Origin of the sequence: Arenibacter arenosicollis (assembly GCF_014397245.1) — a bacterium.
Taxonomy (GTDB): Bacteria; Bacteroidota; Bacteroidia; order Flavobacteriales; family Flavobacteriaceae; genus Arenibacter; species Arenibacter arenosicollis.
Genome location: NZ_JACLHY010000015.1, coordinates 38,722 through 64,813, shown reverse-complemented (window position 1 = coordinate 64,813; position 26,092 = coordinate 38,722). Strand labels below are relative to the sequence as shown.

Here is a 26,092-nt window from a genome sequence, read left to right as displayed (position 1 = left end):
ATTATTTTTTATACGAATTCATTATATTGCTTGATGAAATAGGTAATTTAATGGATAAAACCATGAAGTGTTTAATTGTTGATGATGATCCGTTGATTTGTGATTTACTCGAGCACTTTTGTGGTAAGATCGATGAAATTAAAAGTGTAACCACAACAGTATCCGGTTTCGAATCCATTAACCTTATTAATAGTTCATCATTTGATCTTATTTTTTTGGACTTTAATTTACCGGATATTACTGGTAAGGATATTTTGGACCTGAATCCCAACTCTGCGGTGATTATGGTTACCTCCAACAAGGAATTTGCACTGGATTCCTATAATTACCCAAAAATTGTGGATTATTTGGTAAAACCGATTGATTTCCCGAGGTTTTATAAGGGATTCCTAAGAGCCAAGGATTATATTTCTGTCAATAGGAAACTGCCTGAAAAAGATGCCCGTCTATTTATAAGGGAAGGTGGGAAATTGGTAAAGATAAAATTGAAGGAGGTACTTTATTTTAAATCAGAGGCCAATTACATATCCATTGTCTTTAAAAACAAGAAAATATTGACCTTAATGGCCATGAAGGACCTGGAGTCAAAGCTTCCCGATTTTTTTCAACGTGCGCATCGCTCCTATATCTTAAATCTCAATATGATAGACGTGATACATACAGGTGCTGTAGAAATAAATAACGATCATATACCCGTAAGTCAACGCTACGCTCCGGAGCTACTCAGGAAGATCGATCTTTTAAATTAAGTTGTATCTCTACCCTAAGGCAACATAAATAATAGGCAAAGGCATTATTTATTTTACTCAGTTTATCGCTATTTAAGGAAATAATTTTTTCTGGAAGTACCTTCGAAAGTGTAATTAATCCAAGATTATTGATATGGGCTATTAGTTTGTGAATTATGGATTCCCATATAACCTGGTCTTTGGCCTTAACAATTGTGTTTATTTTCTTGAGATAGATATTAAACTCTTCCTCCAGTAATTTTAGTACTCTATCCACTTTAACAGTGTCATGGTCATAATTTTTATAGATATTGGAAAAATCAGGGGGTTCAAATTCATTGCTGCCCAAAAGTTTATAAACGGTATCCTTAAAGTGGTCCAGATGGAAGGGTTTCTGAAAATATTCACATTTTAAAACCTCTGCTTCACCGGGGCCTAGGGCCGAAACTACAATAAGTGGACAATTTATTTTTTTAGTTTTGATCCAGTCGTACAAATGGTCCTGAGTTTTTTCATTCTCAAGCATGAGATCACTGATTATTAAATCTGGAGAATCTACCATAATTATATTTGAAGCCCCTTCCAAAGAGTTGGTCTGCAGTAGATTAATGTTGTCGGAATTAAGAACATACTTTATTAATTCTGAAGTTGATACATCGTCCTCTATATGTAGGATTTTATATGTACCATTTAGTTGTGGCAGGGGAAATGTTGAGGTAGGAACAGGTTTCGGCAATTTACGGGATGAAGTGGAAATGGTTGGCAGACTCACCCAAAATTCAGAGCCAATTCCTTTTTGAGAAGAAGCCCTTAATGTACCTCCGAATAGTGTTGTTAATTGTTTAACAATGGACAGGCCAAGACCATAGCTACCATATCTTCCGGACAATTCATTTTTTTCCATAAAAAAACGGTCATTGATCTTGCTAAGGTTATTGGGAAGTACCCCTACACCAGTATCATTTACTTTTATATTTAATACTTGGGACTCAGTACCATTGATATGGGCCGAGAGTCCAATTGTACCCTTTTTAGTGTATTTTATGGCATTTACCACCAGATTTGTAACGATTTGTGTTAATCTCAAGGGATCGGTCTGAAATTGCCCAGTCTCAAGTTTATCGTCAATTTGTAAGTTGAATGTTAAGCCTTTTTGAACTGCTTCATATAAATAAGTAGAATGAATATCCCTCAAGAGCTCCGAAATATTGGTTGGCTCCAATTGAATTTGAAGTTTGCCTTCTACTAATTTTTGATGGTCCAAAACGTCGTAAACCAACCCGGCCAAATTACTAGAGCTTCTTTCCAAGGCATGGATTATGGGCAATTGTGAATCGGAAGCATTTTTATACAACAGTTTGGTAAGGCCTAATATGGCATTAAGGGGAGTGCGCATTTCATGGCTCATATTCTGCAAAAATTCATCCCGCTGATTTCTAGCGAGATGCTCCTTTTCCAGTGCCGTGTTCAATTCAAGCACATTTTGATCTATTTTTACTTTCATTTTGGAGAAAGTATTGGCAAGAATTCCTATTTCGTCCTTTCTATTGGTTGGTAAGGCATTTTCATCTGGAATACCCTTGTCATAATTGCTGATGGCTTTGGTTATTTTGGTGATTTTTTTTGAAAATAGATTGGTGAAAAACCACGATAGCAGAATGGAAATTAAACATACCCACAACAAGGTTTGTAAACTTTCCGAACGTACAGTAAGTGCATTTTTTAGTAATACATTCTGTTCCATATTGGAAATCAGATATATTTTTCGTTTTCCATCGAAATAGGGCAACTCTTTAAAATAGCTTAAATAATTGCCATTGGGTTGATGTACCAGTTGTTGGAAACCTTCTTTTGGTGGTTCATTGGAATTTTCGTCAATATTGAAATCGGAAAAAAAATTTTTATATTTTTTGGTCTGTAGACCAAACTGCTCGGACCTGTCATGGGAATATAAATACTGGCCCTTGGAATCTATTAAATAAAATTTACTGTCGTTGCCGGCTATACGATCTAAGTTGCGATATAACGGATTTAGGTTAATGTTGATAATTAGGATACCCACTTTTTTATTTTCACTATTAAAAATTGGACTTGCAACACGTAGGGTAGGGGTGTAAGGAAAACTGATTACACCGTATTCCTCGTTTAAATTGATATTGGAAAAATAATGTTCCCCTTTATTTATTTGGATGGCCTCCCTAAAATATTCACGGTCTCCTTTTTGTTGCAGGTTATTGGACTTCCGTACTATGCCCTTTTCCTTATCAAAGCGAATAATTTCTTTGCCATTTTCATGGGCGTCGAGCAATCTTATTTGGAAATAGGTTTCTTTGTTTTCAAGTATAATCCTGAACAGTTGATCTATATCGCTGGTAGTTTTTACTGAGGGACGGTGTATATGCTCTTGTATTGTGGGACTCAAGGCAATTACTGCAATGTCATTGGTTACTTCATTAAGTAATGCATAGAACGATTGTTCCGCCAATTCGGAGGCCTGCATCATGCGTTCTTTTGAGTGTTCCGTTATAACTTGGGATGCCTTTCGGAAAACCAAATACCCTGACAGAAGAATTGAGAAAATGATTAGTCCGGTAAAGAATAGGGCAAAACGCGTTACTATGGAATGTCTTAAATTCATTTAAAGGCCAATATAAAGTATATAGGACTAATTTATTCTTTATTGGATTGAAAACAAAAGCTTTTGTCAAGGATCCTTTAGTTCTAAGATGGGGGAGTTCTGTTTGGTCCATACTTAGATCAACTTTATGGATTTAAAAGTAACATTATGAGTGGTTTGTGTAGGGGAGTAGTACCATATAGAATAAAGGAACAACCATTTTCGCTATATTTGTTGGAGCCTATACAATTAACTTTGATCAATGGAAACCTACGCGACGGCACTTCTATACGCCATCCCATTTTTTGTAATCCTTTTGACTATAGAAATAACCTATGGCTATTTTGTAAAGAAACAGATGCATAAGGTTATGGACACGGTTTCCAGTATTAGTTCTGGACTTACCAATATAATAAAGGATACATTGGGGCTTGCTTTGGTCGTAGTTTCCTATCCTTACTTGCTGGAACATTTGGCAATTACCGAAATTAAGGCTACATGGCTGGTTTGGCTCCTAGCTTTTATAGTTCTCGATTTTGCCGGTTACTGGAATCATAGGTTAAGCCATAATATAAATATTTTTTGGAATCAGCATGTAATTCACCACAGCAGTGAGGAGTTTAATTTGGCCTGTGCCCTTAGACAACCTATTAGTAATCTGATAGGCTTTTTTTCCTTGTTCCTAATCCCAGCGGCAATTTTGGGAGTTCCGCATTTAATAATAGCCATTTTGGCCCCTATACATTTGTTTGCCCAGTTTTGGTACCATACCAGGCATATTGGAAAGATGGGTTGGTTGGAATATATATTGGTTACCCCATCACAGCACCGGGTACATCACGCCATAAATCCGGAATACATAGATAAAAACCTAGGACAAATACTTTGCGTTTGGGATCGTATGTTTGGTACATTTCAGGAGGAATTGGACGAGGTTCCTCCCCAATTCGGAGTGTTGAAGCCTGTCGGAACCTGGAATCCAGTAATTATAAATTTTCAACATCTATGGAGGATAATGCAGGATGCATGGCGAACGAGAAGTTTAAGGGATAAATTACGCATTTGGTTTATGCCCACGGGCTGGAGACCGAATGATGTTAAGGAGCGGTATCCTATTGCTATTATTGAGGATGTTTACGACTTTAAAAGATATGAATCATATGCAACCAATAGGTTGAAGCAATATGCTATTTTTCAAATGCTGGCCAGTTTGGGCTTAATGATGTTTATGTTCTTTAATTATACCGAAATAGGTTTTAATGGTCTATTGGTTTTCAGTGGTTTTATTTTTGTAGGAATCTATGGGTATACCACTCTTATGGATAGGAAAAAGTATGCGGTTATGATAGAGTTGCTTAGGGGAATGGCAGGAATTTTATGGCTAGCCTATTTTGGGGATTGGTTTGGGTTAAATACTTACCTTCCATGGGGAAATCTATGGGTAGGTGCTTATTTCCTTGTTACAATTATTGGCGGAATATACTTTACCTATTTTGAAAATAAGGAAAACCAATTGAATATGGTTTCTTAAGGCTTGTAAGTATTATTATTTGTATTTAAAGGTTTAGCAAAGGGGTCTTTTAAAGTTAATTCCCTATTTCTTGATCTTTCGAACTTCTTTGTCCACCAATTCTATATAACGTTCCATGGCTTGTTCTATACTTACGTTTTTGGCCTGGATAAGGGCATTGGCTTTAAAAGCATTTATCAGAGGAGTCCTGCTTCCCGGATGGCTGAAATTGCGGTTTGCAATTTTAAAATAGGCATATAATTTTAATAGAAGATCAGCAGGGAGGGGGTCGTTGTAATCATTAATGAAATCGACCGCTGCTATAAATTCTTTATTTAGTTTATCAGTCTTCATTTTCTTTTTGAACCCTTGTAGTTGCAATACATGTTTTTGCCCCTGTTACTTTTTGGTGCAGTTTTACGGTAATTGCACTATTCAAAGGTAAGAACAAATCTACTCTAGAGCCAAATTTAATAAATCCAGCATCTTCGCCCTGATGAACACTTTCCCCAACTTCCGCATAGTTAACAATACGGCGGGCCATAGCGCCGGCGATTTGGCGGTATAGTATGTCCCCAAACTTTGGGGTATTTATGACTACTGTAGTTCTTTCATTCTCCTCACTGGACTTAGGGTGCCAGGCTACTAGATATTTTCCAGCATGATATTTGGAGAATTTAATAAGTCCACTTACCGGGTATCTAGTAACATGCACATTAATCGGAGACATAAAAATTGATACCTGGATACGTTTGTCCTTAAAATATTCTGTTTCCTCCACTTCTTCAATAACAACCACTTTACCATCTACAGGCGCTAATATTTCATCAAAACTTTTGGATGCATTTCGTTTGGGATTTCTAAAGAACTGTAGGATTAGAATAAGTATTACCAGTGAGGTAATTTGAAGAACAAATTTTAGCCACGTGATGTACACGAAAAAATTGGCCAATATTATAATGGAACAAACTATAATAAAGGTTGTTATAATGATTTTTTGTCCTTCTCTATGAAACATGCGAAAAAATAATTAAAGTTAAATATGCAAAAGGTGCAGCAAACACTAAACTGTCCAATCTATCCAGCATTCCACCATGTCCCGGCAAAATGGCTCCACTATCTTTGACGCCTGCGGCTCTTTTAAATTTAGATTCTATAAGGTCGCCCAAACTTCCTGTCAATACAATGACCGATGCCAGAATTAACCATTGCACCAGCGAAATATTGGTTTCATATTTCGACAAAAAATATGATGCTGCCAATGCAAAAACAAAACCTCCTACTGCTCCCTCTATTGTTTTTTTGGGGGAAATGGAAGGGAACAATTTATTACGACCTATACTTTTGCCAACCAAGTAGGCAAAAGTATCGTTTACCCAAATAAGGATAAATACTCCCATGATCAGAAACTGTGCAAATTCATTATCCTTATAGGGAATCATAGTTAGGAAAATACAACCTCCCCCTATATAAAACAAACCAATTATAAATTTTTGCAAAGAGTTGAACAATTTTTCCTTTCCTGAAAAGAGGTAGTACAACAGTATAAAATTAATGGATATTGTAATGAACATCAAAATATTAATGAGAATCTTATCATTAATCAGATATATATATGTCCACCAGAGTGCCAAATAAGCAATAAAAATGTGGTAGCCAGGAAGTTTGATCATGCGTTTGTACTCGTAGAGACAGGCGAGACCAAAAGTCATAAACAAAAAGTCAAACGCATCGGTGCTTAGAAATACGGCGGAAAGTAGTAAAATTACATAGACCGCACCTGTAAGTAAGCGCCTTAAAATTTCTCTCATGTTATAAGTCTTCCAGAAGTAAAAGGTAAAGATTTTTAGAACTACTTCCGTAAGTTAAGAAATCGTCAGAATTTTCAGCCGTTGGTTGAAAATGTTTTATGGTGGTAATGTTGGCCGGAATTACATTTTTATACTTCTTTTTTATTGTTTTAAGTCCCTCCCCAATAGATTCTACCATTTGGCTGGTGGTGGCAAAAACAATAACATTTGCAGGTAATTCGTGAAGTTTTCTTTCTTTTAATTGATTGGAGCAAACTAAGATGGAGCCGTTCTGGGCAATCAAATGTTCACAGGTGGTAAAGAATATTTCGCTCTTATTGGGGTGATCGGTGAAATTTATTTCTTGTTTTGAAAATTTATCTTCCAACCTTTTATCCATCGAAAAAAAGGTCTGGTCCTGCCATTCATTCTCAATAATTATATTGTCCAAATTGGTAAATACCTCATTGATCGAATCGCAATACAAGAACTTTCCACCGTTGTGTTTAAAATTAATGGTAAACTTTTCGTCAACGGGAATATTTAAGTCGGGCATATGCTGCCCTCTTGTTTCCACCGTTTCTTTGGAAACCCTTCTTTTTCCTCCCCCAAAAAGTTTATCAAATAATCCCATTAATATCTAAAACGCTCCTTTGGTCCCTTAGTCTTTAAGAACAACGAATTATTTATTGTTTTATTTTTTTATTTCTGTTTCCGATTTTGGAGTATCCTTTTTGGCTTTTTCTTCTTTTTCGGCAGCATTGGCTTTTTCTTCTTTTTCGGCCGCTTCCTCAGCTTCCATCCTCTTGTCTCTTTCAAAAAGGCGTTTACCGAAAATCTTTTCCAAATCGTCCTTAAATATAACTTCTTTTTCCAATAATCGCTCTGCCAATTCGGTAAGTTTATCTTTGTTTTGGGATAATAACTCAACCGCTCTCACATACTGCTCCTCAATAAGCTTGGAAATCTCTTTGTCTATGGTCAATGCGGTCTGCTCGCTATAGGGTTTGGAGAAACCGTATTCATTTTGACCGGATGAATCGTAATAGGTTAAATTTCCTATCTCATCATTTAAACCGTAAATGGTTACCATGGCCCTAGCTTGCTTGGTTACTTTTTCCAAATCGCTAAGTGCACCTGTGGATATCTGGTCAAAGATTACTTTTTCAGCAGCTCTACCTCCCAAGGTAGCGCACATTTCATCTTTCATTTGATCTGGGCGAACAATTAAGCGTTCTTCAGGCAAATACCATGCTGCACCAAGAGATTGGCCTCTAGGTACTATAGTTACTTTTACAAGCGGTGCGGCGTGTTCCAACATCCAGCTTACTGTTGCGTGTCCCGCTTCGTGATAGGCAATGGTTTTCTTTTCACCGGGGGTGATTATTTTATTCTTTTTCTCTAAACCGCCAACAATCCTATCCACGGCATCCAAAAAGTCTTGTTTGGTCACCGCTTTCTTTTCTTTACGGGCTGCGATCAATGCCGCTTCGTTACAAACATTGGCAATATCGGCACCTGAAAAACCAGGAGTTTGTTTTGCTAGAAAATCCAAGTCCAATGTTTCGGCCGTTTTTATGGGTCTTAAGTGAACTTCGAAAATTTCCTTACGCTCCCTAATATCCGGAAGGTCAACATATATCTGTCTGTCAAATCGACCAGCTCTCATTAATGCCTTGTCTAATACATCTGCACGGTTCGTAGCCGCCAATACTATAACATTGGTGTTGGTGCCAAAACCATCCATCTCCGTTAATAATTGATTCAAGGTGTTTTCCCTTTCGTCATTGGAGCCTGTGAAATTATTCTTGCCTCTGGCTCTACCAATGGCATCGATCTCATCAATAAAAATAATGGCAGGGGATTTGTCTTTGGCTTGTTTAAATAAGTCCCTTACCCTAGAAGCTCCTACTCCCACGAACATTTCAACGAAATCTGAACCAGAAAGAGAAAAGAAAGGAACTTTCGCTTCTCCTGCAACTGCTTTGGCCAACAAGGTTTTACCGGTTCCTGGAGGGCCTACCAATAGTGCACCTTTAGGAATTTTACCACCTAAGGAAGTGTATTTATCCGGATTTCTCAAGAACTCTACTATTTCCTCTACCTCTTCCTTGGCACCTTCCAATCCCGCAACATCTTTAAATGAGGTTCTTGTATCTGTTTTTTCATCAAACAGTTTGGCTTTGGATTTTCCAATGTTGAATATCTGTCCTCCTGCACCACCACCGGCACCACCGGACATACGTCGCATTAGGTATATCCAAATACCTATGATGAGCACAAATGGAAGTAGTGTTAATAGAAGTTCGGTGAGTACATTGGATTCCTGGTCGTACGTAAGCTCCGTATCTAAATTGTTTTCCTTTTTAATATCATTGATTTCGTTTTCAAAATTCTGCTGATCTCCATAGTTTACTATATACTGTGGTGTGGCAGTGGCAGTCAATGAAAAAGGTTGATCAGAAACATCCTTGTGAACCTCCTTGTTTAAAGCTTCTTCCGTTAGGAAGATTTTTGCTTGTCTAGTATTGGTGATGACCAATATTTTTCTAATATCCCCATTTCTCAGATACTCCTGAAGTTCGGAGGTACTTGCTTTTTTGGTATTTGCAAAGTTTCCGCTACCGAAAAATTGAAAACCAATTAATAATATCGCTATTAAGCCATATATCCACCAAGTATTGAATTTGGGTTTTTTGGGACTTGTATTATTTTCTTTTGCCATTATTTTTTTTTACTGTTTGAAGCTACTTTCAACTGATGTTACTTTGGCATCTCCCCAAAGTCCTTCTATATCATAATATTCTCTCACTTGTTTTTGAAATACATGTACCACTACGTTTACGTAGTCCATTAAAACCCATTCGGCATTATCCGAACCTTCTACATGCCAAGGTTTGTCTTGAATTGCTTTACTAACGGTTTTTTGGATGGAGCCTACAATGGCGTTTACATGTGTGTTGGAAGTACCATTACAAATAATAAAGTAGTCACAAACAGTATTCTCAATATCTCTTAGATCAAGTAAATTTATATCATGTCCTTTAACCTCTTCTATTCCACTTAAAATTAAGGCAATTAACTCATCTGCGCTACTTTTCCTTTTCTGCATTCAAAAATTTTAAATTTTTACAAAGTTATTATTTTTTTGTTTTTTTAACTATTGTTTTTAACAATACATTATATAATAATCATAAGATTGTAAATGCAATTAATCAAACTTAGTGCCACGGACTCCACAAATGCCTATTTAAAGGATCTGATGTTCAACAAAAATCTAGGGGATTTTACGGTGGTAATGGCCCATTCCCAATTGAAAGGTCGTGGGCAAATGGGAACAAATTGGCTTTCTGAACCTGGTAAAAACCTGACCTTTAGTGTTTTAGTTAAGCCTCAAGACATTCGGGTCGTTGATCAATTTGTCTTAAATATTTGTGTTTCGTTGGCAATTTACGAAACATTATCCCAACTTCAAGTACCTGATCTAAAGATTAAATGGCCTAACGACATTATGTCAGGACATTCCAAGATTTGTGGAATTCTCATTGAAAATATTTTGTCCGGACAACATATTCAGGCATCTATTATCGGAATCGGTTTAAATGTAAATCAATTAACGTTCAATAACCTGCCCAATGTATCCTCTTTAAAGCTATTATTGGGAAGAACATTCAACCTGGAGGAACTACTTCTTAGTATTGTAGAAAACCTAAAAGGATTGCTTGGGAAAAGCGGGGAAGGGCAACAAAAGCGTCTTTTTGAACTGTATGAGACAAAACTTTTTAGAAAGGACAAGCCCTCCACTTTTACTGATCAGGATAATGAGATGTTTATGGGCTTTATAAAAGGGGTTTCCAGTGGTGGAAAGCTAAAGATTTTAATGGAAGACAACATTCTAAAGGAGTTTAACCTAAAAGAAGTGAAACTATTGTATTAGGACTAAAATATAGGATTACCTATAATTTGGAAAGATTTTCGGATAGTGTTCCAATGAAATTGTTGATGGGTGATTTTATCATCATTGCCATCATTGCATTGAACTCGCCCTCAAAACTTAGGGCCACTTCACTTTCATTATCATTTATTTCCGTAATATCCGCTGTTAAGGTAAAGGGTAATTTGTCACTTGCAGCACCAAAAGTTAATTGGGAATAAGGCGTTTGATGTTTCTTTTGAAGAACAATTTCCGGCATTCCAGTGAGGGCAAACAAAAAACGGTTCTCATTGATTACCTCAAACTTACTGATGTTTTGTGGCATAAGAGTTTCAAAATTCTTCACGTCGTTAAGAAAATCAAAAACTTCCTTACCGCTTTTATTAACTTTTTTCTTTGGTGTTTCTAAGTACATAATTTATGATTGCCATGTAGAGGGGCTGCTTTTCCACTCTAGTAAAGTTTTTAGTTGATTCTCCTTGATATAATTTGTATCCGAGGCCTGTTGAATTAAATAATCGTAATCGCTCAGTGTATGCAGGTCCAAACCGTATTTTTTGAAATTTTCATTGGCTACATCGAATCCGTAGGTGAAAATTGCAAGCATACCTTTTACATGTGCACCGTTGTTCTTCAATGCTTCTACGGCATTTAAGCTGCTTTTTCCGGTACTGATCAAATCTTCAATGACCACCACGCTCTGATTGGCCTGTAAGTTGCCTTCTATTTGATTTTGGCGCCCGTGGGATTTGGCCTCCGGCCTAACATAAATAAAGGGGAGCCCTAAATATTCCGCAACCAACATACCTATTCCAATAGCCCCAGTAGCTACTCCAGCTATCACATCTGGCTTGCCGTACAGGCTTTCTACTTGCTTTCCCATTTGTTCCCGAACATAATTTCTAATGCTTGGGTATGAGAGGATTATCCTATTATCGCAATAAATTGGAGATTTCCATCCTGAAGCCCATGTAAATGGATTTTCAGGTTTCAACTTAATTGCATTAATTTGTAGCAGAAGCTCTGCAGTTTTTTTGGCAGTGTCTTTGTCTAAAACCATGACGCAAATGTATAAAGTTTTTGTTAATGAGGCACCTCTGATTTTAACAAATAAATTATCGGATACGGCAAATAATAAATATTTTTTGTTGAACGGGTCTGCTATAAACGAAGCAATTGACTCTTTGGCCAGCAAAAAACTTAATGCAGCTTTTATTTATCACCCTAATCATGAGGAAATTTTAAAGAAATTTTCAAAGAAAATACCATTAGTGGTTGCGGCCGGTGGGGTGGTAACCAATAAAGAGGGGAAAGTGCTTTTTATTTACCGAAACGATAAATGGGATCTCCCAAAGGGAAAATTGGATAAGGGAGAAACTATTGAGGAATGTGCTTTGCGTGAAGTTGAGGAGGAAACCGGGGTAAAGGGATTGAAAATAGAAAATTTTCTAAGGACCACCTATCACCTTTTTAAGAGGAATGGAAGTTATAAATTAAAGGAAGTGCATTGGTTTGCCATGAAAACAAGTTATAAAGGGGTTTTAGTGGGCGAGGCCAGTGAGGGAATAGAAAAAGTAAAATGGAAAGGCCCGGAAAAAATTAAAAAAGCCTTGGAAAATTCTTATGCGAATATCAAAATTCTGTTCGAAGATTAGTGGTTTAATCTTTTAGGATTCTGTAAATGGGATATTGCATATGTTCCGGTTCGTAGTATTTGGACCGTTTGAAGATCCAGTCCAATTGGGCATACCAATCGCTGGCAAACGTACTGTCGATTTCTTTTTTTAGATCGAATTGGTTTTTGATTTCTTTGTCCTCCTGTAGAATTTCCAGCGCAAGATCTTCGAAGACATATGGTGAGAACCCTTCTTTTTGCTGTAAGATAGCGTCGAAAAAATTCCAATTAAAGAAGGAGTCCGTAGCTTCCGGCTCCAAAGTCTCCAATAAATAGCGCATCCCTTTTTGATTTGTGGGGACCAGAATATCACCTGCAGTGAAATCTACTTTTTTGTTGGTCCGAAGCACTTTGGTATTGTAATGAGGATAATGGCCCTCAAAGGAATTTTTGGAAGTGCTAAAACTGTCTATCTTGTATGACTCTACAGCAAAGGAAGTATCTTCTTTTAAGGTTTTGAAGCTTATCTGGTTCACAGTCAGTAAGTCTATTATTTTGTCAAAGCCCTTTCTTATTACATATGCTTTAGGGATTTCTACCTCGTGGACTGGAATATAGTAATTTTGATAGTTGACTTCCTTTACAAACGGCCGGTTTCTATCATATTTTAGTCTGGGAAAGCCCGTTATTTCACTATTAAATTCATCGGCTTCGTAACCTTTGAATTCCAGAACCGTACTTCGTGTGGTGTCTATGGCCCATTGAAGCGGGTAGTTTTGTCTCTCTAGATATACTTCAAAAGCATTCTCCCTTAAATTTTTAATCTTTTTGTAGTCTTTCTCAGATAGATCCAAAATTTTGGTCATTAAAGCGTATACGCCTTCTACTCTTTGTTTATAGGGTTTTAGCATATGGGTTTCAATCATGAGGCCCAAGGTGTTCCATAGTGTAGTATATCCGGTAGAATACCTGGGATAGTCCATAAATTGGGAAAATCCCTTTTCCGGTACTTGATTAAATACATTTACATACGGAGAAATATCCCAGTCCGCTTCGGTCAATGAATTCTCCAAGGCGGGCATCATCTCTTTATGTAGGTAATTACCCAAGTCCCCTCCAAGTTTATTATGCTGTGTAAACAAGTGGGTAAGTGTGTATTGGTAATCAGCACCATTACTAACATGGTTGTCAATAAAGATATCGGGTTTTATTAAATGGAAAATTTTGGCAAAAGTATGGGCGTTTTTGGTATCCGATTTTATAAAATCGCGATTTAGGTCATAGTTTTTTGCGTTGCCCCTAAATCCATAGGCTTTAGGTCCATTTTGGTTTACCCGGGATGTTGAATTCCGGTTTAGTGCCCCGCCAACATTATAGACAGGAATGGTAACTACAACCGTGTTTTTGGGGGAATCCATGTTTTTCATGGCCAAGTCCCTAAATAAGAGCATTGTTGCGTCTATGCCATCGCTTTCTCCTGGATGTATGCCGTTATTTATAAATAGGATGCTCTTATCCCTTCCAATTTTTTGAAAATTAAAATCGGCATCTGGATTGTAGGTAACCATATGTAAGGGATTACCGCTATCGGTATTACCTATGATCTGAATATTTATTTCGGGAAATTCTTTGGCAAGTTGCAGGTAGAAGTCAATTACTTGAAGATAAGTTGCTGTTTCTTCTCCATTGCTACGCTCAAAAACAGTCTCAATGTTTTCGGTTTTTCTTTCTTTTTTGGTCTCGCAAGAAATAAGACAGAGCACTAGAAAAAGTCTTACCAGAAGTTTCATGCTACATTAAAATTTTGTTTAAAACTCAAAAAAAACTGCTTTGCCGTTAATAGGAAATTTAGGGTGTGTTTGGAGTTAATTGTGTTGAAATACGCCCAAAATTAATTCTCAAAAACTCAAAGTTAGCTAAAACTTGGGTATTAAACTGAAATGGCAGTGGTAATTTCTTCTATTTCCGATCTTCGAATGGGTTTGCTGTTGAATATGATGCTGTGGTGTGTCAACGACTTGAAATTTTCAGCCTTGTCCTTGTCATATTGGTCAATGGAGGACGTAACAATATTTATGTTGATACTTTTAATTATAGGTAATTTTATAAACTCGTCCAAAAATTCCCAACCATCCATTATGGGCATGTTAATATCCAAAAAAATTAATTCGGGAAGATCTGATTTTTCGATGATTATTTTCTTTATACGGTCAATGGCCATTTGTCCATTTTTAAATTCAAAAATGCCATCGCAAGTGGCTACGGAATTTAATATTTTTTTAATTCCATAAACCGTTATCGGGTCATCATCAACAATGAAAATTGAATTAATTTTTTTCATTAAAGTATAAATTAAAAGTACTTCCAATACCAACCTGACTGCTGGCACTTATTTTGCCATGCATGGCTTCTATTTGATTTTTTGTAATGTACAGTCCCAATCCTTTGGCATCGGCATTCCCATGAAAAGTTTTGTACATTCCAAATAACTTGGTTCCGTATTTTTTTAGATCCAATCCCAATCCATTGTCCTCAATACTCAACACAGTATAATTTTGAACATAATTAAGGCTTAATTTTATAATTGGGTCAACATCCGGTTTCTTGTATTTTAGTGCATTGGTAATTATGTTTGTCAAAATGTTCTGCAAGTAGTCCGGAACAACATTTATTTTTACGTCATCGGATATTTCGCTTATCACCGTGGCCTTGTTCCTATCCAACTGTGCTTTAAGTTTCTTAAGTACAGCGTTTACTTTTTTATTGACGTTTACCTCTTTCTTGATTATGTTGGATTCTGTATTAATGGCCACAATATCATTTAAATTATGAAGGGTGTCCATTAGGTTTTTTGAAGAATCCGTAAGCATATCCATAATTCTTAATTTTTCCTTTTCGTCTTCCTCGCTGGCCAAGAAGTCCAATAACATTGCAAAATTGGCAGAATGGGACCTTAAGTTATGGGAGACTATATGGGCAAAGTTTATCAACTTTTTATTTTGGGAAGAGGTGACGGAAATAAGGCTTTTTAGTTCCTTTTCCTTTTGTTTTTGCTCAGAAATGTCCATGCTTATACCCACAAGGCCGGTAACCTCACCATTATCTCCCTTCAATGGGATCTTGGAGGAAAGAAAGGTAACAACGGAACCGTCCGGGTTGGTACGGGTCAGCTCTTTGTTCAACATAGCGTTTTGGGAAATCATCACTTCTACATCTTCATCCCGAAATTTTTGTGCCGTAGCCTTGTCATATAGGTCAAAATCATCCTTGCCTATAATGTCGTTCTCGTTTTCTATTCCTAAAAACTGCAATTCAGATTTGTTGGCCAATAATTTTTTAGATTGGGTATCCTTAATGTAAATCTGTAATGGCAGGTTGTTGATAAGTGTTTTTAGGAGGTGCTCATTGTCTTTGGTTTTTTGTTCTTTCTGTACAAAATCCGTTATGTCTTGGACAATTCCTATGAGTCCCACATATTCGCCACTCTTGTACAAGGGCTTTCCGGAAACATTTACCCATTTTTCATTTCCTTTGGCGGTAACGATCTGCAATTTTTCGTTCCAGGAAGTTTTCTTCTCCCTCGCCGAAAAAATAGCCATGGAAATGGTATTTCTGCTATAGCCTGCCTTGTAAAAATTAACGGAATTATCTATATCTATTTCATAATCGTCATCGACCTCGAAAATACGCCTTATCATGCCGCAGCAAATGAACTTATCTTGTTGCTTATGGTATTCCCAGTTGCCTATTTTACCATGTTCACCAGTTTCTTTTTGCAGGAATTCGAGTTTCTCAATTCTTAATTCGTTTTTAACGCGATCTGTTACATCTTCGGTTTGGATGATGGCACCAATTATATTTTCCTGTTCATCGTACCACGGAATGTTGTTCCATTGAAACCATTTTTCTTTGGAGCTATTGTCTAAATAAACGTCTGTGCCTGACTCAGGAAATTTGCCATCGAAGCATGCCAACAAAGTCTCTGTCAATTTATTGCTTACATTTTTAAACAATTCATTTATGGATTTTCCGATGTAATCTTTACCCTGAAAATTAAAATCTTCAGCCCACTTATCAGACGCGAGAACAACCTTGAATTCCTTATTGATAAAAGCAGTAGGCTTAGGCAGCTGCTTTATCAGGAATTGGTTGGATACAATGGGGGTCTTCATAATCATCTGTCGCATTTTCCTACAATAGTAGTATGATTATGTGAACCTGCGAATAGATTGTTGTGAATTGGACAAAATTAGTGGTGTACTGTTAAAATGAAGGATTTTTCTATCAAATTTAGTTGGATTTAAGACCGTGCTAGCTAGAGATACCGTAGTCCTTGGTCCATGGAAATTCTTGATAATTTAATAAATGCACTTGAATTTTTGGGAATCCCAAAAGAATAGAATTGTCCTATTTTGTTCTAACCGAATCTGGTACCAAACCAGTGTAGTCACCACCATTTCTTATGACATCCCTAACTATGGAGGAACTAATGTAAGATTTGCCGGAAGAGGTCAGCAAGAAAACGGTTTCTATTTCGGAAAGCTTTCGATTGGTATGGGCTATTGCCTTTTCAAATTCGAAATCCCCAGGGTTTCTAAGGCCTCTAAGGATAAATCCAGCATTTACTTTTTTGCAAAAGTCTACGGTTAATCCTTGATAGGTGAGAACTGTTATTTGAGATTCATCCTTAAAGGCCTCGGATATAAATTTTTTACGCTCCTCCAGGGAAAACATATATTGTTTATCTGTGTTAACCCCGATGGCAATGATGATTTCATCAAAAAGAGTGATTCCTCTTTTTATTATATCGTAATGTCCAAGGGTCAATGGATCAAAGGAACCCGGAAAGATGGCACGTCTTTTCATTCTTACACTATTAAGTTTTACCTTTCTCTATTGTTGTAAATAGGACTGAAAAAGGTCGTTGATATATATACCCATTATTTTTTTAGGTGGGTATTGTTTTTAAAATTACTTAATTTATCCCAATGCTTCCCAAATGGCACTTTCAAAGAGTTCTGAAAGGGGGATACCCGCTATTTTGGCCTGTTGGGGTAAAATGCTCTCGGTAGTGAGTCCTGGGGTGGTATTCATTTCCAACATAAAAGGTTCACCATCTACAAAAATGAATTCACTTCTGGAAAATCCTTTCATTTTTAGTACCTCATAAGCCTTTTTTGCAATTTCAGTCACTTTTTTCTCTTGATCCTTGGTTATTCTTGCCGGAGTAATTTCTTGTGATTTTCCTTCATATTTGGCTTCGTAATCAAAGAAATCATTCTCAGATACTATTTCGGTGATGGGCAGCACTTTGGTCTCCCCCTTGTATTTAATCACTCCAACTGAAACTTCGGTTCCATTTAAAAAAGACTCTATAAGTATTTCATTGTCTTCCTTAAAAGCATTTTCAATGGCCTTTAATAATTCTTCTTTCTTATAGACTTTGGAAATACCAAAACTGCTACCGGCTTTATTGGCTTTTACAAAACACGGCAAACCTACTTTTTCTATTATGGCATCTTCGTTAATGGGGTCGCCCAAGTTCATATAATATGATGGAGCGGATTTTATCCCGTATGGTTTTAAAACACTTAATAGGTCTCGCTTGTTGAAGGTTAATGCGGCTTGGTAGTAGTCGCAGGAAGTTTGTGGAATTCCAATAAGCTGTAAATAGGCTTGCATTAGGCCATCCTCACCGGGAGTGCCATGAATGGCGTTGAATACGCAATCAAATTTTAAAATTTCGGAGTCCAGGGATACAGTAAAATCATGCCTGTTAACATTAAATTCGTTCTGATTGTGGTCTACATAGACCCATTTGTCTTTGAAAATATGGATTCTGTAGGCGTTAAATTTTTCCTTGTCCAGAAAGTCGTAAACCACACCTCCGCTTATTAAGGAAATCTTATACTCGCTAGAGTAGCCACCCATTATAATTGCAATATTTTTTTTCATTCGTTAAATCTAATATTTAATACTTGGTCATTTAGAACGTTATTTAAGTTATTGGTACGCAAGTATTTTTAAAGAATAGCCTTAATTTTAAAGGTATATTTTAAAAGCAATCTGCCCGCCAAAATCAATAAACAAATATCATGCATTCAAAGTAAAGAAAAAGCGTTCGGTTTTCTATCTTTGCGACACAAGAAAATATACTATGCGAAATTTTTTAAAGTTTTTAACGAGTAAATCTTTTTTGATTCAGTTGGTATTGGCGTTGGTAGTTTCTGTATTGTTGGTTATTGGTGCAATGCAATGGCTGAAGGCTACTACCAATCACGGTAAGTTTGTTGAGGTCCCCGATTTAGCCAAATTATCGGTGACGGAGATGAGGTCAATAATCGATCAATCAAAATTACGATATGAAGTACTGGATTCGGCTAATTATAATCCCTCCTATCCAAGGTTTTCCATTATAGATCAGACACCTCGTGCAGGGAGTAAGGTAAAGGAGAGCAGGAAAATTTATATTACCGTTAATCCCTCTGGTTATAAAAAGGTCACTATTCCCAATATTATTCAGGTTACCCAAAGGAATGCAAGTTCTATGCTCAAAGCTGTTGGTTTAGAGGTGGAACGTGTTACTTATGTGGACGAATTGGGAAAGGATATGGTTTACAATATAAAGTACAAAGGAAAATACATTGTCCCAGGTGACAAATTGCCCAAAACTTCGAAGATTGAATTGGTTTGTGGCAATGGTAATATTACCCCAAGAGCAGAAGTTAAGGCAGAGTCCGAATAATTATGGAAGCACAGGATGAGTTTGAATTAAATGAGGAGGAACTTTTTGAGCATCATAGTTTTACAGCTTCTAAAGGCCAAGACCCATTAAGGATAGATAAGTTTTTAATGAATTTCATTGAAAACGCTACGCGAAATAAAATTCAACAGGCCGCAAAAGATGGCAATGTCTGGGTAAACGGTGCTATTGTTAAGCAAAATTACAAAGTAAAGGCTGGGGATCACATACGGGTCATGTTTGCCCATCCACCGCACGAAAATTTATTGACACCAGAAAACATACCCTTGGATATTGTCTATGAGGATGATGTGCTTTTGGTGGTGAATAAGCCGGCTGGGATGGTGGTACATCCTGGACATGGTAACTATTCAGGAACCTTGATCAATGCCTTGATCTACCATGTTGACAATTTGCCGAAAAATAGTGACGAACGTCCTGGCCTTGTACATAGAATAGATAAGGATACTTCCGGTCTACTGGTGGTGGCCAAGACCGAAGCTGCTATGACGCATTTGGCTAAACAGTTTTTTGATAAATCCAGCGAACGAGAGTATATAGCCCTAGTATGGGGAAATGTTGAGGAGGATACAGGAACCATTGAAGGTCATATAGGTCGCAATCCTAAAAACAGATTGCAGATGCAGGTTTTCCCTGAAGGGGAGCAGGGCAAGGAGGCGGTAACCCATTATATGGTTTTGGAACGCCTTGGATATGTAACCATGCTCGCCTGTACGCTGGAAACGGGAAGAACACATCAAATAAGAGTGCATTTAAAGCATATTGGACATACATTGTTCAATGATGAGCGATATGGGGGCGAAAAAGTATTGAAGGGGACCACTTTTACTAAATACAAGCAATTTGTGGATAACGCCTTTAAAATTTTACCTAGGCAGGCCCTTCACGCAAAGACCTTAGGGTTTGTACATCCTGTTTCTGGAGAATTTATGAGGTTCGATTCCGAAATCCCTGAGGATATGGCCAACTGTATTGAAAAATGGAAGCAATATTCCAAGCACAGTCAAGCAGAATAGGTTTCTTTTATACCAATATTGAAAACAAGATTTTAAAGGGTTAGGTAATTTAATAATCAGCTATTATTTTTGACCTTATTCTTAATAAGACCCAAGCATGAAAATAGTTATATCACCTGCAAAATCTTTGGATTTTGAAAGTAAATTGCCCACAAAGGAATTTTCTCAACCCCATTTTTTAAAAGAGGCGGAACAGTTGAATAAGGTTTTGGCAAAGAAAAATCCAAAGGCTTTAGCAAAATTAATGGGTATTTCGGCCAATCTTGCGGAGCTCAACTGGGAAAGGAACCAGCAGTTTTCGGTACCCTTTACTGAGGAAAATGCTAGGCCGGCCATATATGCTTTTAGTGGTGATGTTTACCAAGGTCTTGATGCTTACACTATTGCTGCAGAAAAATTAGAAGGTCTTCAACAAAAGCTACGAATATTATCAGGTTTGTACGGTGTTCTAAAACCCTTAGATCTTATGCAGCCCTATCGTTTGGAAATGGGAACGCAATTGAAGATAGGACGTAAAAGGAATCTATATGAATTTTGGAAAAAGCAGATTACGGATCATCTAAATTCTGAATTGAAGGACAATGAGCTGTTCCTTAATTTGGCCAGCAATGAATATTTTAGTGCCGTGGACGAAAAAAATCTAAAAGTGCCGGTGATTACCCCAGTATTTAAGGATTGGAAGAATGATAATTTAAAGATTATAAGTTTTTTCGCGAAAAAGGCAAGGGGAACCATGGTACGTTATATTTTGGATACCGAGGCCAAAACCATAGAGGATGTAAAAGGGTTTAATATGGATGGATATATGTTTAGTAAGGAACATACTTTAAAGGAAAACCAACCTGTTTTTATACGATAGAATATTTTTGAAAAAAAAGCGTTATTTCAAATAAGTCCTACTTAATTGAGATTAATATGAAACGATTCGCTTTTCTGGTTTTGGTTGCTGCTATTTTCATAGGTTGTTCCGATCGGGATGACAATCTGGATGGAGTCAATATTAGAATAAAAAATGAAAGCAGTGTTACCTTTGATCTAGTGCAAGTTGGTAGTGAGGCAATGCTTCACGAAAATATCGGAGCAGACGAATATTCCGGGTATTTGGAATATGAAACTGCTTATCAATATGCATATATAAATATAAAGGTTGGTGAAGAGAATTACATTTTACAGCCTATAGATTTTGTGGGTGAAACACCATTGGAAAATGGGTTTTACACCTATGCACTAAACATATCCGAAGCGGGGGATGTTATTTTGAATTTTAGGGTCGATTAATTGGAATTAACGGCCAGCCCTTATTTTTTCTTCCCAGGATTTATCTTTTCTTCGATTGTGGGTCTTTTTTTAATTTTTCTTTTGCGTCTAGCACCCCATGTACCATTAACAATTTTACCTCTTTTCGATTTCTTATCACCTTTTCCCATTTGTGTTTATATTTTATCTTTTTTAAAGTTAGAACATAAATAGTTCATTATCAAGTTTCGAATAAACTACTTTTTTACCCCTAATTTTGATTTGTAACAAATTTCTTGAAAGATATACTTTTAACATATTGGCGACCTAGCCCTAATATGCTAAGTTTGTAGAAGAGTAAAATTTTATTAAACTAAGCAATTCTAAAACGTAAAAGGTTGAAAATAAAAAAGGTATTAGTAGCAAATAGGGGAGAGATTGCCATACGTATTTTTAGGGCATGTGTGGAGATAGGTTTAAAAACTGTAGGAGTATATACTTACGAGGATCGCTATTCCCTGCACCGTTACAAGGCAGACGAAAGTTATCAGATAGGGGAGGACAATGAGCCGCTAAAGCCCTATTTGGATATTGACGCCCTGATCAGAATTGCTAAGGACAATAATGTAGATGCCATTCACCCAGGATATGGCTTCTTGTCCGAAAATGCCAAATTTGCCCAAAAATGTGCGGATAACGGAATTATTTTCGTAGGTCCAAAGGTTTCCGTACTGAAGGCTTTGGGGGACAAGATTACAGCCAAGGATGTGGCTGTTGCCAATAATATTCCAATTATTAGAAGTAGTGATAAGGATTTGACCAACATTGATATTGCGCTTTCAGAAGCAAAGGAAATTGGTTATCCATTAATGCTTAAAGCTGCCTCTGGTGGAGGTGGACGAGGAATGCGGGTTATCCGAACCGAGGATGAGCTCAAAAAAGGATTCCCGGAGGCAAGAAGGGAATCTCTGAACGCTTTTGGCGATGATACGGTTTTCTTGGAGAAATTTGTGGAAAATCCCAAGCATATAGAAATTCAGATTGTTGCCGATACACATGGCAATATTGTGCATTTATTTGAGCGGGATTGTTCCGTACAACGTCGCTATCAGAAGGTAATAGAGTTTGCTCCATCCATAGGCCTGCCACAGGAAACAAAAGATAATCTATACAAATACGCCATTGATATTTGTCGTGCCGTGGACTATAATAATATTGGAACGGTCGAATTTTTGGTGGATGATGATGGCAGTATCTATTTTATTGAAGTAAACCCAAGAATACAGGTAGAGCATACGGTGACCGAAATGATTACGAACATCGATTTGGTAAAAGCTCAACTGTTTATTGCCGGAGGATATAAACTATCCGATAAGCAAATTAAAATCCAAGATCAAGCCTCCGTGGTGGTTACGGGATATGCGCTACAATGTAGAATAACCACAGAGGACCCTGGAAACGATTTTAAGCCAGATTATGGAGTAGTTACAACCTATAGAAGTGCTTCTGGATTAGGTATTAGGTTAGATGCTGGTAGTATTTATCAGGGCGTGGCCATATCGCCCTTTTTTGATTCCATGTTGGTGAAGGTATCGGCAATCAGTAGAACATTGGACGGGTCTTGTAGAAAAATGCGTAGGGCATTGGCGGAATTCCGTATTAGAGGGGTAAAGACCAATATGGCATTTTTGGACAATATTTTAAAGCATCCTACTTTTAGGGAAGGTAAGGTTACCGTGAATTTCATTAAGAATGAACCTGAACTGTTTAAGTTTGTGGAACCTCGGAACCGGGCCAATAAATTGGTAGAGTTTTTAGGGGAAACCATTGTAAACGGTAATCCTGATGTGAAGAAATTGGATAGAGATCATATTTTTTCCAAACCCAAAGTCCCTTCCTTTCCAAAAACCGAAGCCTATCCCAAGGGAACCAAGGACCTTCTTACCGAACTGGGTCCGGAACAATTTGCCCAATGGTTGAAGAAGGAAAAAAAGATCCATTTTACAGATACCACCATGCGCGATGCCCATCAAAGTTTGTTGGCTACCCGTATGAGAACGGTAGATATGTTGAAAGTTGCCGAGGGTTATGCCAAGAACCATCCTGAGATTTTTAGTCTGGAAGTTTGGGGAGGAGCCACCTTTGATGTTTGCCTTAGATTTTTACAGGAAAATCCTTGGGAGCGATTGGAATTGTTGCGTAAAGCGATGCCCAACATTTTGTTACAAATGTTGATTAGGGGGTCCAACGGAGTTGGTTACACCGCTTATCCGGATAATTTGATAGAGAGGTTTGTTGAGGAATCCTATAAATCCGGGGTAGATGTATTTCGAATTTTCGATTCGCTGAACTGGATGAAATCCATGGGGCCATGTATTGATTATGTGCGTACCAAAACAGGTGGATTGGCCGAAGGGTCGATTTGTTATACTGGAGATATTTTAGATCCTTCCAAAACCAAGTACGACCTCAAATATTACGTGCAATTGGCGAAGGATATAGAAAATGCGGGGGCACATATTTTGGGGGTAAAGGATATGGCTGGTTTATTAAAACCCTATGCAGCCTACGAATTGATTTCGGCTTTAAAATCAGAAATCAATATCCCTATTCATCTTCATACGCATGACACCTCCTCTACGCAAGCAGCCATGTATCTAAAGGCAATTGAGGCCGGTGTGGATGTAGTAGATGTTGCTTTGGGCGGATTGTCAGGGCTTACTTCCCAGCCCAATTTTAATTCGGTGGTAGAGATGTTGCGGTTTAACGAACGCGAGAATAACATGAATACCGATAAATTGGCTGAATATTCCAATTATTGGGAAACGGTGCGCAATTACTACTATACCTTTGAGTCAGGATTGAAGTCGGGTACAGGTGAAGTGTACAAACATGAAATTCCTGGTGGACAGTATTCCAATCTAAAAGGGCAGGCCATAGCCTTGGGATTGGAGGATAAATTTCCCGAGGTTACCAAAATGTATGGAGAGGTTAACAAATTGTTCGGCGATATTGTAAAGGTAACCCCTAGTTCCAAAGTGGTCGGAGATATGGCGCAATATATGATCAGCAATGGGCTAACGGCAGAAGATGTACTTGAAAGAGGGGATACTATTTCCTTTCCTCAGTCCGTAATAGGCTTCTTTAAGGGAGATTTGGGCCAGCCGGTCGGTGGTTTCCCTGCAATGTTGCAGAAAATTGTTCTAAAGGATGAAAAACCTTTTACCGATAGGCCAAATGCCCATTTGGAACCTATAGATTTTGATAAGGAATTTAATGCTTTCAAAAGAAAGTTCAGTTCAGGAATGGGTCGAGAATTGCTTATTACCGATTTCCTATCCTATAAATTATATCCCAAAGTTTTTACCGATGCCTATAATCATCATGTGAAGTATGGCAATGTTATGAATATCCCTACCAAGAATTTCTTTTATGGAATGGAAATAGGGGAGGAGATAATTGTAGAGTTGGACAGGGGTAAAAATATTCTTGTTTCCCTTATGCTTAGAGGCGAACCCGATGATGCCGGTAATGTTAGCATATACTTTAAGGTAAACGGGCAATTGAGGAATGTAATTATCAAGGATAAATCTGTAAAAGTAGATAAGGTAGAAAATGTAAAAGCCGATATGTCCAATGCCAAGGAGATCGGTGCTCCGTTGCAGGGCATGTTGTCCAATGTACTAGTGAAGAAAAATCAAGAAGTAAAAAAGAACCAGCCACTTTTTGTTATTGAGGCCATGAAAATGGAAACAACGGTTACGGCAACGGAAGAGGGTATTGTGGATAGGGTTCTGTTACAAGGTGGATCTTTGGTAAATTCCGAGGATTTGGTAATAGTATTGAAATAAAAGCATAGTAGTGATTGCTTTATGGGATAGTTGCAGGGTTGGTCCGAATTTTTCGGGAATTCCCTGCAACTTTTTGTTTTAGCCATGTACCTTTGTACGTTCAAAAATTCTGTTTAATTCCCTAAGCCCATAACACAATGTTTCTACATACACATCCGTATAAACCTTTTTTGTTCGAGGGTGCCACAAAACTGATCGTAGGGACTTTGCCACCGCCAAGATTTACCACCGGCGACTTAAAGGAAGGAGATGTCGATTTCTGCTATGGTAGCCGGGATGGTCAGTTGTGGTCTATTTTAGATCGTATTTTTAAACTGAATTTAGATTTTGAAACTACGGAAAAGGCCGTTCAACAACGAATGGGTTTTTTAAAGAAACGCAAAATAGGTATTTGTGATATAGTGCAAAGTGCAGAACGCTCTAAGATGGATGCCTCAGATATAGGTATGGAGAATATTGTATTAAGGGACATGTTTGCTTATTTACAACAGTATTCCCAAGTAAATACCCTATTGTTCACTGGAGGAAATAGCAAAAATGGACCTGAATATTTTTTTAGAAGATATTTAAAGGAACATGGATTGAACCTGGAATTGATTTCCAATAAAGTTCCCCGCATTCACCAATTCGTTCTTCCAAGCGCCGATAAGGAAAATTCATGTTGGCCTCAGGAAGCAGATTTGTCAGGTGATGGGAGAGTCATTAGAACTGTGTCGCTAACTGCGCCTTCCGGGGCGGCCAATAGGGCTGTTGGAAGCTTGGAGGCATATAAAAAAATGAAAGACAAAAACCCTGAAATCAATACTATCGATTTCAGGGTTTTGCAGTATAAAGATTTTTTCTAGAATAATTCCATTATATATTTAACTTGTGGAATTACTTAGCATCTACTAATGCTTGTTCTGTTGATCTTTTATAGTTTCCTTTTCAATGTCAAAGTTATTGGTATCCACATTGGTATTCCCTGTGGGATTGGTAGGATTGGATTGTTCGACTTTTCTTTTAAACTTTCTCTTATCATTCATAATTCCC

The 26,092-nt window shown here is 37.4% G+C and carries 26 protein-coding genes; 10 read left to right on the top strand and 16 right to left on the bottom strand.

What is annotated here, in order from left to right:
- Positions 1–62 precede the first annotated feature (62 nt).
- Positions 63–749 (top strand): LytR/AlgR family response regulator transcription factor, encoded by a 687-nt coding sequence (locus H4O18_RS14445; protein ID WP_187585781.1) that lies wholly within the window; start codon positions 63–65, stop codon positions 747–749.
- On the opposite strand, the gene H4O18_RS14440 is transcribed toward H4O18_RS14445, so the two are convergent.
- Positions 724–3,366: an ATP-binding protein gene (locus tag H4O18_RS14440; protein WP_187585779.1), complete on the bottom strand. Its 2,643-nt coding sequence runs from the start codon at positions 3,364–3,366 to the stop codon at positions 724–726. The two genes, H4O18_RS14445 and H4O18_RS14440, sit on opposite strands and share 26 nt — an antisense overlap.
- 241 nt (positions 3,367–3,607) lie before the next feature.
- Between H4O18_RS14440 and H4O18_RS14435 the strand changes: the two genes are divergently transcribed.
- Positions 3,608–4,876 (top strand): sterol desaturase family protein, encoded by a 1,269-nt coding sequence (locus H4O18_RS14435; protein ID WP_187585777.1) that lies wholly within the window; start codon positions 3,608–3,610, stop codon positions 4,874–4,876.
- A gap of 63 nt (positions 4,877–4,939) precedes the next feature.
- Here H4O18_RS14435 and H4O18_RS14430 read toward each other — a convergent pair whose 3' ends face one another.
- The 6 genes from H4O18_RS14430 to rsfS are packed head-to-tail and all read right to left on the bottom strand — an operon-like array spanning position 4,940 to position 9,757.
- Complete coding sequence (locus tag H4O18_RS14430; RefSeq protein WP_187585775.1) at positions 4,940–5,209, bottom strand: acyl-CoA-binding protein; 270 nt, start codon at positions 5,207–5,209, stop codon at positions 4,940–4,942.
- A complete protein-coding gene (locus H4O18_RS14425) occupies positions 5,199–5,873 on the bottom strand; it encodes a phosphatidylserine decarboxylase family protein (RefSeq protein ID WP_187585773.1) in 675 nt (224 codons plus the stop codon). The genes H4O18_RS14430 and H4O18_RS14425 overlap by 11 nt, the downstream gene beginning before the upstream one ends.
- The gene (locus tag H4O18_RS14420) at positions 5,863–6,666 is read right to left on the bottom strand and encodes a phosphatidate cytidylyltransferase (protein ID WP_187585771.1); all 804 of its coding nucleotides are present in this window, start codon (positions 6,664–6,666) and stop codon (positions 5,863–5,865) included. Before H4O18_RS14420 ends, H4O18_RS14425 begins: the two co-directional genes overlap by 11 nt.
- 1 nt (position 6,667) lies before the next feature.
- Positions 6,668–7,279, bottom strand: a complete 612-nt coding sequence (locus H4O18_RS14415) for an LUD domain-containing protein (protein WP_187585769.1) — start codon at positions 7,277–7,279, stop codon at positions 6,668–6,670.
- A 60-nt stretch (positions 7,280–7,339) separates the two neighbouring features.
- The gene (ftsH, locus tag H4O18_RS14410; RefSeq protein ID WP_187585767.1) at positions 7,340–9,370 is read right to left on the bottom strand and encodes an ATP-dependent zinc metalloprotease FtsH; all 2,031 of its coding nucleotides are present in this window, start codon (positions 9,368–9,370) and stop codon (positions 7,340–7,342) included.
- A 9-nt stretch (positions 9,371–9,379) separates the two neighbouring features.
- Positions 9,380–9,757: a ribosome silencing factor gene (gene rsfS, locus H4O18_RS14405; protein ID WP_187585765.1), complete on the bottom strand. Its 378-nt coding sequence runs from the start codon at positions 9,755–9,757 to the stop codon at positions 9,380–9,382.
- A gap of 93 nt (positions 9,758–9,850) precedes the next feature.
- Between rsfS and H4O18_RS14400 the strand changes: the two genes are divergently transcribed.
- On the top strand, positions 9,851–10,582 hold the full coding sequence (locus tag H4O18_RS14400; protein WP_187585763.1) for a biotin--[acetyl-CoA-carboxylase] ligase: 732 nt from the start codon (positions 9,851–9,853) through the stop codon (positions 10,580–10,582).
- A 19-nt stretch (positions 10,583–10,601) separates the two neighbouring features.
- Here the strand turns inward: H4O18_RS14400 and H4O18_RS14395 are convergent, their stop codons facing one another.
- Positions 10,602–10,994 carry an SRPBCC family protein gene (locus H4O18_RS14395; protein ID WP_187585761.1) on the bottom strand — a complete coding sequence of 131 codons (393 nt, stop codon included), beginning with the start codon at positions 10,992–10,994 and terminating at the stop codon, positions 10,602–10,604.
- A 3-nt stretch (positions 10,995–10,997) separates the two neighbouring features.
- Entirely contained in the window at positions 10,998–11,639 is a 642-nt protein-coding gene (gene pyrE, locus H4O18_RS14390) for an orotate phosphoribosyltransferase (protein ID WP_187585759.1), read from the bottom strand.
- A gap of 7 nt (positions 11,640–11,646) precedes the next feature.
- Here pyrE and H4O18_RS14385 point away from each other — a divergent pair, with 7 nt between their 5' ends.
- A complete protein-coding gene (locus tag H4O18_RS14385; protein ID WP_187585757.1) occupies positions 11,647–12,234 on the top strand; it encodes an NUDIX hydrolase in 588 nt (195 codons plus the stop codon).
- A 4-nt stretch (positions 12,235–12,238) separates the two neighbouring features.
- Here H4O18_RS14385 and H4O18_RS14380 read toward each other — a convergent pair whose 3' ends face one another.
- The 5 genes from H4O18_RS14380 to H4O18_RS14360 all read right to left on the bottom strand — a co-directional run bounded on the left by H4O18_RS14380 (position 12,239) and on the right by H4O18_RS14360 (position 18,149).
- Entirely contained in the window at positions 12,239–13,984 is a 1,746-nt protein-coding gene (locus H4O18_RS14380) for a M14 family metallopeptidase (RefSeq protein WP_187585755.1), read from the bottom strand.
- A gap of 140 nt (positions 13,985–14,124) precedes the next feature.
- Positions 14,125–14,535 carry a response regulator gene (locus tag H4O18_RS14375; protein ID WP_187585753.1) on the bottom strand — a complete coding sequence of 137 codons (411 nt, stop codon included), beginning with the start codon at positions 14,533–14,535 and terminating at the stop codon, positions 14,125–14,127.
- Positions 14,522–16,372: a PAS domain-containing sensor histidine kinase gene (locus tag H4O18_RS14370; RefSeq protein ID WP_187585751.1), complete on the bottom strand. Its 1,851-nt coding sequence runs from the start codon at positions 16,370–16,372 to the stop codon at positions 14,522–14,524. The genes H4O18_RS14375 and H4O18_RS14370 overlap by 14 nt, the downstream gene beginning before the upstream one ends.
- A 229-nt stretch (positions 16,373–16,601) precedes the next feature.
- The gene (gene coaD, locus H4O18_RS14365; RefSeq protein WP_187585749.1) at positions 16,602–17,060 is read right to left on the bottom strand and encodes a pantetheine-phosphate adenylyltransferase; all 459 of its coding nucleotides are present in this window, start codon (positions 17,058–17,060) and stop codon (positions 16,602–16,604) included.
- 114 nt (positions 17,061–17,174) lie between these two features.
- A complete protein-coding gene (locus H4O18_RS14360; protein ID WP_187585747.1) occupies positions 17,175–18,149 on the bottom strand; it encodes a D-alanine--D-alanine ligase in 975 nt (324 codons plus the stop codon).
- Positions 18,150–18,351: 202 nt separating this feature from the next.
- Here H4O18_RS14360 and H4O18_RS14355 point away from each other — a divergent pair, with 202 nt between their 5' ends.
- From H4O18_RS14355 to H4O18_RS14340, 4 genes are all read left to right on the top strand, one after another.
- Positions 18,352–18,939 carry a PASTA domain-containing protein gene (locus H4O18_RS14355; protein WP_187585745.1) on the top strand — a complete coding sequence of 196 codons (588 nt, stop codon included), beginning with the start codon at positions 18,352–18,354 and terminating at the stop codon, positions 18,937–18,939.
- Between the two features lie 2 nt (positions 18,940–18,941).
- Positions 18,942–19,973, top strand: a complete 1,032-nt coding sequence (locus H4O18_RS14350; RefSeq protein WP_187585743.1) for an RluA family pseudouridine synthase — start codon at positions 18,942–18,944, stop codon at positions 19,971–19,973.
- Positions 19,974–20,070: 97 nt separating this feature from the next.
- Positions 20,071–20,832: a peroxide stress protein YaaA gene (yaaA, locus tag H4O18_RS14345; protein ID WP_187585741.1), complete on the top strand. Its 762-nt coding sequence runs from the start codon at positions 20,071–20,073 to the stop codon at positions 20,830–20,832.
- Between the two features lie 56 nt (positions 20,833–20,888).
- Positions 20,889–21,251, top strand: coding sequence for a hypothetical protein (locus tag H4O18_RS14340; RefSeq protein ID WP_187585740.1), 363 nt, complete (start codon positions 20,889–20,891; stop codon positions 21,249–21,251).
- Between the two features lie 20 nt (positions 21,252–21,271).
- Here the strand turns inward: H4O18_RS14340 and H4O18_RS14335 are convergent, their stop codons facing one another.
- The gene (locus tag H4O18_RS14335) at positions 21,272–21,400 is read right to left on the bottom strand and encodes a 30S ribosomal protein THX (RefSeq protein WP_103442737.1); all 129 of its coding nucleotides are present in this window, start codon (positions 21,398–21,400) and stop codon (positions 21,272–21,274) included.
- A 207-nt stretch (positions 21,401–21,607) separates the two neighbouring features.
- Between H4O18_RS14335 and H4O18_RS14330 the strand changes: the two genes are divergently transcribed.
- Positions 21,608–25,060: a pyruvate carboxylase gene (locus tag H4O18_RS14330; protein WP_187585738.1), complete on the top strand. Its 3,453-nt coding sequence runs from the start codon at positions 21,608–21,610 to the stop codon at positions 25,058–25,060.
- Positions 25,061–25,197: 137 nt separating this feature from the next.
- A complete protein-coding gene (locus H4O18_RS14325) occupies positions 25,198–25,905 on the top strand; it encodes a uracil-DNA glycosylase family protein (RefSeq protein WP_187585736.1) in 708 nt (235 codons plus the stop codon).
- A 45-nt stretch (positions 25,906–25,950) separates the two neighbouring features.
- On the opposite strand, the gene H4O18_RS22390 is transcribed toward H4O18_RS14325, so the two are convergent.
- Complete coding sequence (locus H4O18_RS22390) at positions 25,951–26,085, bottom strand: hypothetical protein (protein WP_281387350.1); 135 nt, start codon at positions 26,083–26,085, stop codon at positions 25,951–25,953.
- Between the last annotated feature and the right edge of the window lie 7 nt (positions 26,086–26,092).

What these genes read in the sequence shown, in the direction of transcription:
- H4O18_RS14370 (WP_187585751.1), bottom strand. Translation starts at nt 16,372, where the DNA reads ATGATTATGAAGACCCCCATTGTATCCAACCAATTCCTGATAAAGCAG.
- H4O18_RS14440 (WP_187585779.1), bottom strand. Translation starts at nt 3,366, where the DNA reads ATGAATTTAAGACATTCCATAGTAACGCGTTTTGCCCTATTCTTTACC.
- yaaA (WP_187585741.1), top strand. Translation starts at nt 20,071, where the DNA reads ATGAAAATAGTTATATCACCTGCAAAATCTTTGGATTTTGAAAGTAAA.
- rsfS (WP_187585765.1), bottom strand. Translation starts at nt 9,757, where the DNA reads ATGCAGAAAAGGAAAAGTAGCGCAGATGAGTTAATTGCCTTAATTTTA.
- H4O18_RS14340 (WP_187585740.1), top strand. Translation starts at nt 20,889, where the DNA reads ATGAAACGATTCGCTTTTCTGGTTTTGGTTGCTGCTATTTTCATAGGT.
- H4O18_RS14350 (WP_187585743.1), top strand. Translation starts at nt 18,942, where the DNA reads ATGGAAGCACAGGATGAGTTTGAATTAAATGAGGAGGAACTTTTTGAG.
- H4O18_RS14400 (WP_187585763.1), top strand. Translation starts at nt 9,851, where the DNA reads ATGCAATTAATCAAACTTAGTGCCACGGACTCCACAAATGCCTATTTA.
- H4O18_RS14435 (WP_187585777.1), top strand. Translation starts at nt 3,608, where the DNA reads ATGGAAACCTACGCGACGGCACTTCTATACGCCATCCCATTTTTTGTA.
- H4O18_RS14420 (WP_187585771.1), bottom strand. Translation starts at nt 6,666, where the DNA reads ATGAGAGAAATTTTAAGGCGCTTACTTACAGGTGCGGTCTATGTAATT.
- coaD (WP_187585749.1), bottom strand. Translation starts at nt 17,060, where the DNA reads ATGAAAAGACGTGCCATCTTTCCGGGTTCCTTTGATCCATTGACCCTT.
- H4O18_RS14445 (WP_187585781.1), top strand. Translation starts at nt 63, where the DNA reads ATGAAGTGTTTAATTGTTGATGATGATCCGTTGATTTGTGATTTACTC.
- H4O18_RS14385 (WP_187585757.1), top strand. Translation starts at nt 11,647, where the DNA reads ATGTATAAAGTTTTTGTTAATGAGGCACCTCTGATTTTAACAAATAAA.
- pyrE (WP_187585759.1), bottom strand. Translation starts at nt 11,639, where the DNA reads ATGGTTTTAGACAAAGACACTGCCAAAAAAACTGCAGAGCTTCTGCTA.
- H4O18_RS14375 (WP_187585753.1), bottom strand. Translation starts at nt 14,535, where the DNA reads ATGAAAAAAATTAATTCAATTTTCATTGTTGATGATGACCCGATAACG.
- H4O18_RS14395 (WP_187585761.1), bottom strand. Translation starts at nt 10,994, where the DNA reads ATGTACTTAGAAACACCAAAGAAAAAAGTTAATAAAAGCGGTAAGGAA.
- H4O18_RS14355 (WP_187585745.1), top strand. Translation starts at nt 18,352, where the DNA reads ATGCGAAATTTTTTAAAGTTTTTAACGAGTAAATCTTTTTTGATTCAG.
- H4O18_RS14360 (WP_187585747.1), bottom strand. Translation starts at nt 18,149, where the DNA reads ATGAAAAAAAATATTGCAATTATAATGGGTGGCTACTCTAGCGAGTAT.
- H4O18_RS14335 (WP_103442737.1), bottom strand. Translation starts at nt 21,400, where the DNA reads ATGGGAAAAGGTGATAAGAAATCGAAAAGAGGTAAAATTGTTAATGGT.
- H4O18_RS22390 (WP_281387350.1), bottom strand. Translation starts at nt 26,085, where the DNA reads ATGAATGATAAGAGAAAGTTTAAAAGAAAAGTCGAACAATCCAATCCT.
- H4O18_RS14415 (WP_187585769.1), bottom strand. Translation starts at nt 7,279, where the DNA reads ATGGGATTATTTGATAAACTTTTTGGGGGAGGAAAAAGAAGGGTTTCC.
- H4O18_RS14325 (WP_187585736.1), top strand. Translation starts at nt 25,198, where the DNA reads ATGTTTCTACATACACATCCGTATAAACCTTTTTTGTTCGAGGGTGCC.
- H4O18_RS14380 (WP_187585755.1), bottom strand. Translation starts at nt 13,984, where the DNA reads ATGAAACTTCTGGTAAGACTTTTTCTAGTGCTCTGTCTTATTTCTTGC.
- ftsH (WP_187585767.1), bottom strand. Translation starts at nt 9,370, where the DNA reads ATGGCAAAAGAAAATAATACAAGTCCCAAAAAACCCAAATTCAATACT.
- H4O18_RS14425 (WP_187585773.1), bottom strand. Translation starts at nt 5,873, where the DNA reads ATGTTTCATAGAGAAGGACAAAAAATCATTATAACAACCTTTATTATA.
- H4O18_RS14430 (WP_187585775.1), bottom strand. Translation starts at nt 5,209, where the DNA reads ATGAAGACTGATAAACTAAATAAAGAATTTATAGCAGCGGTCGATTTC.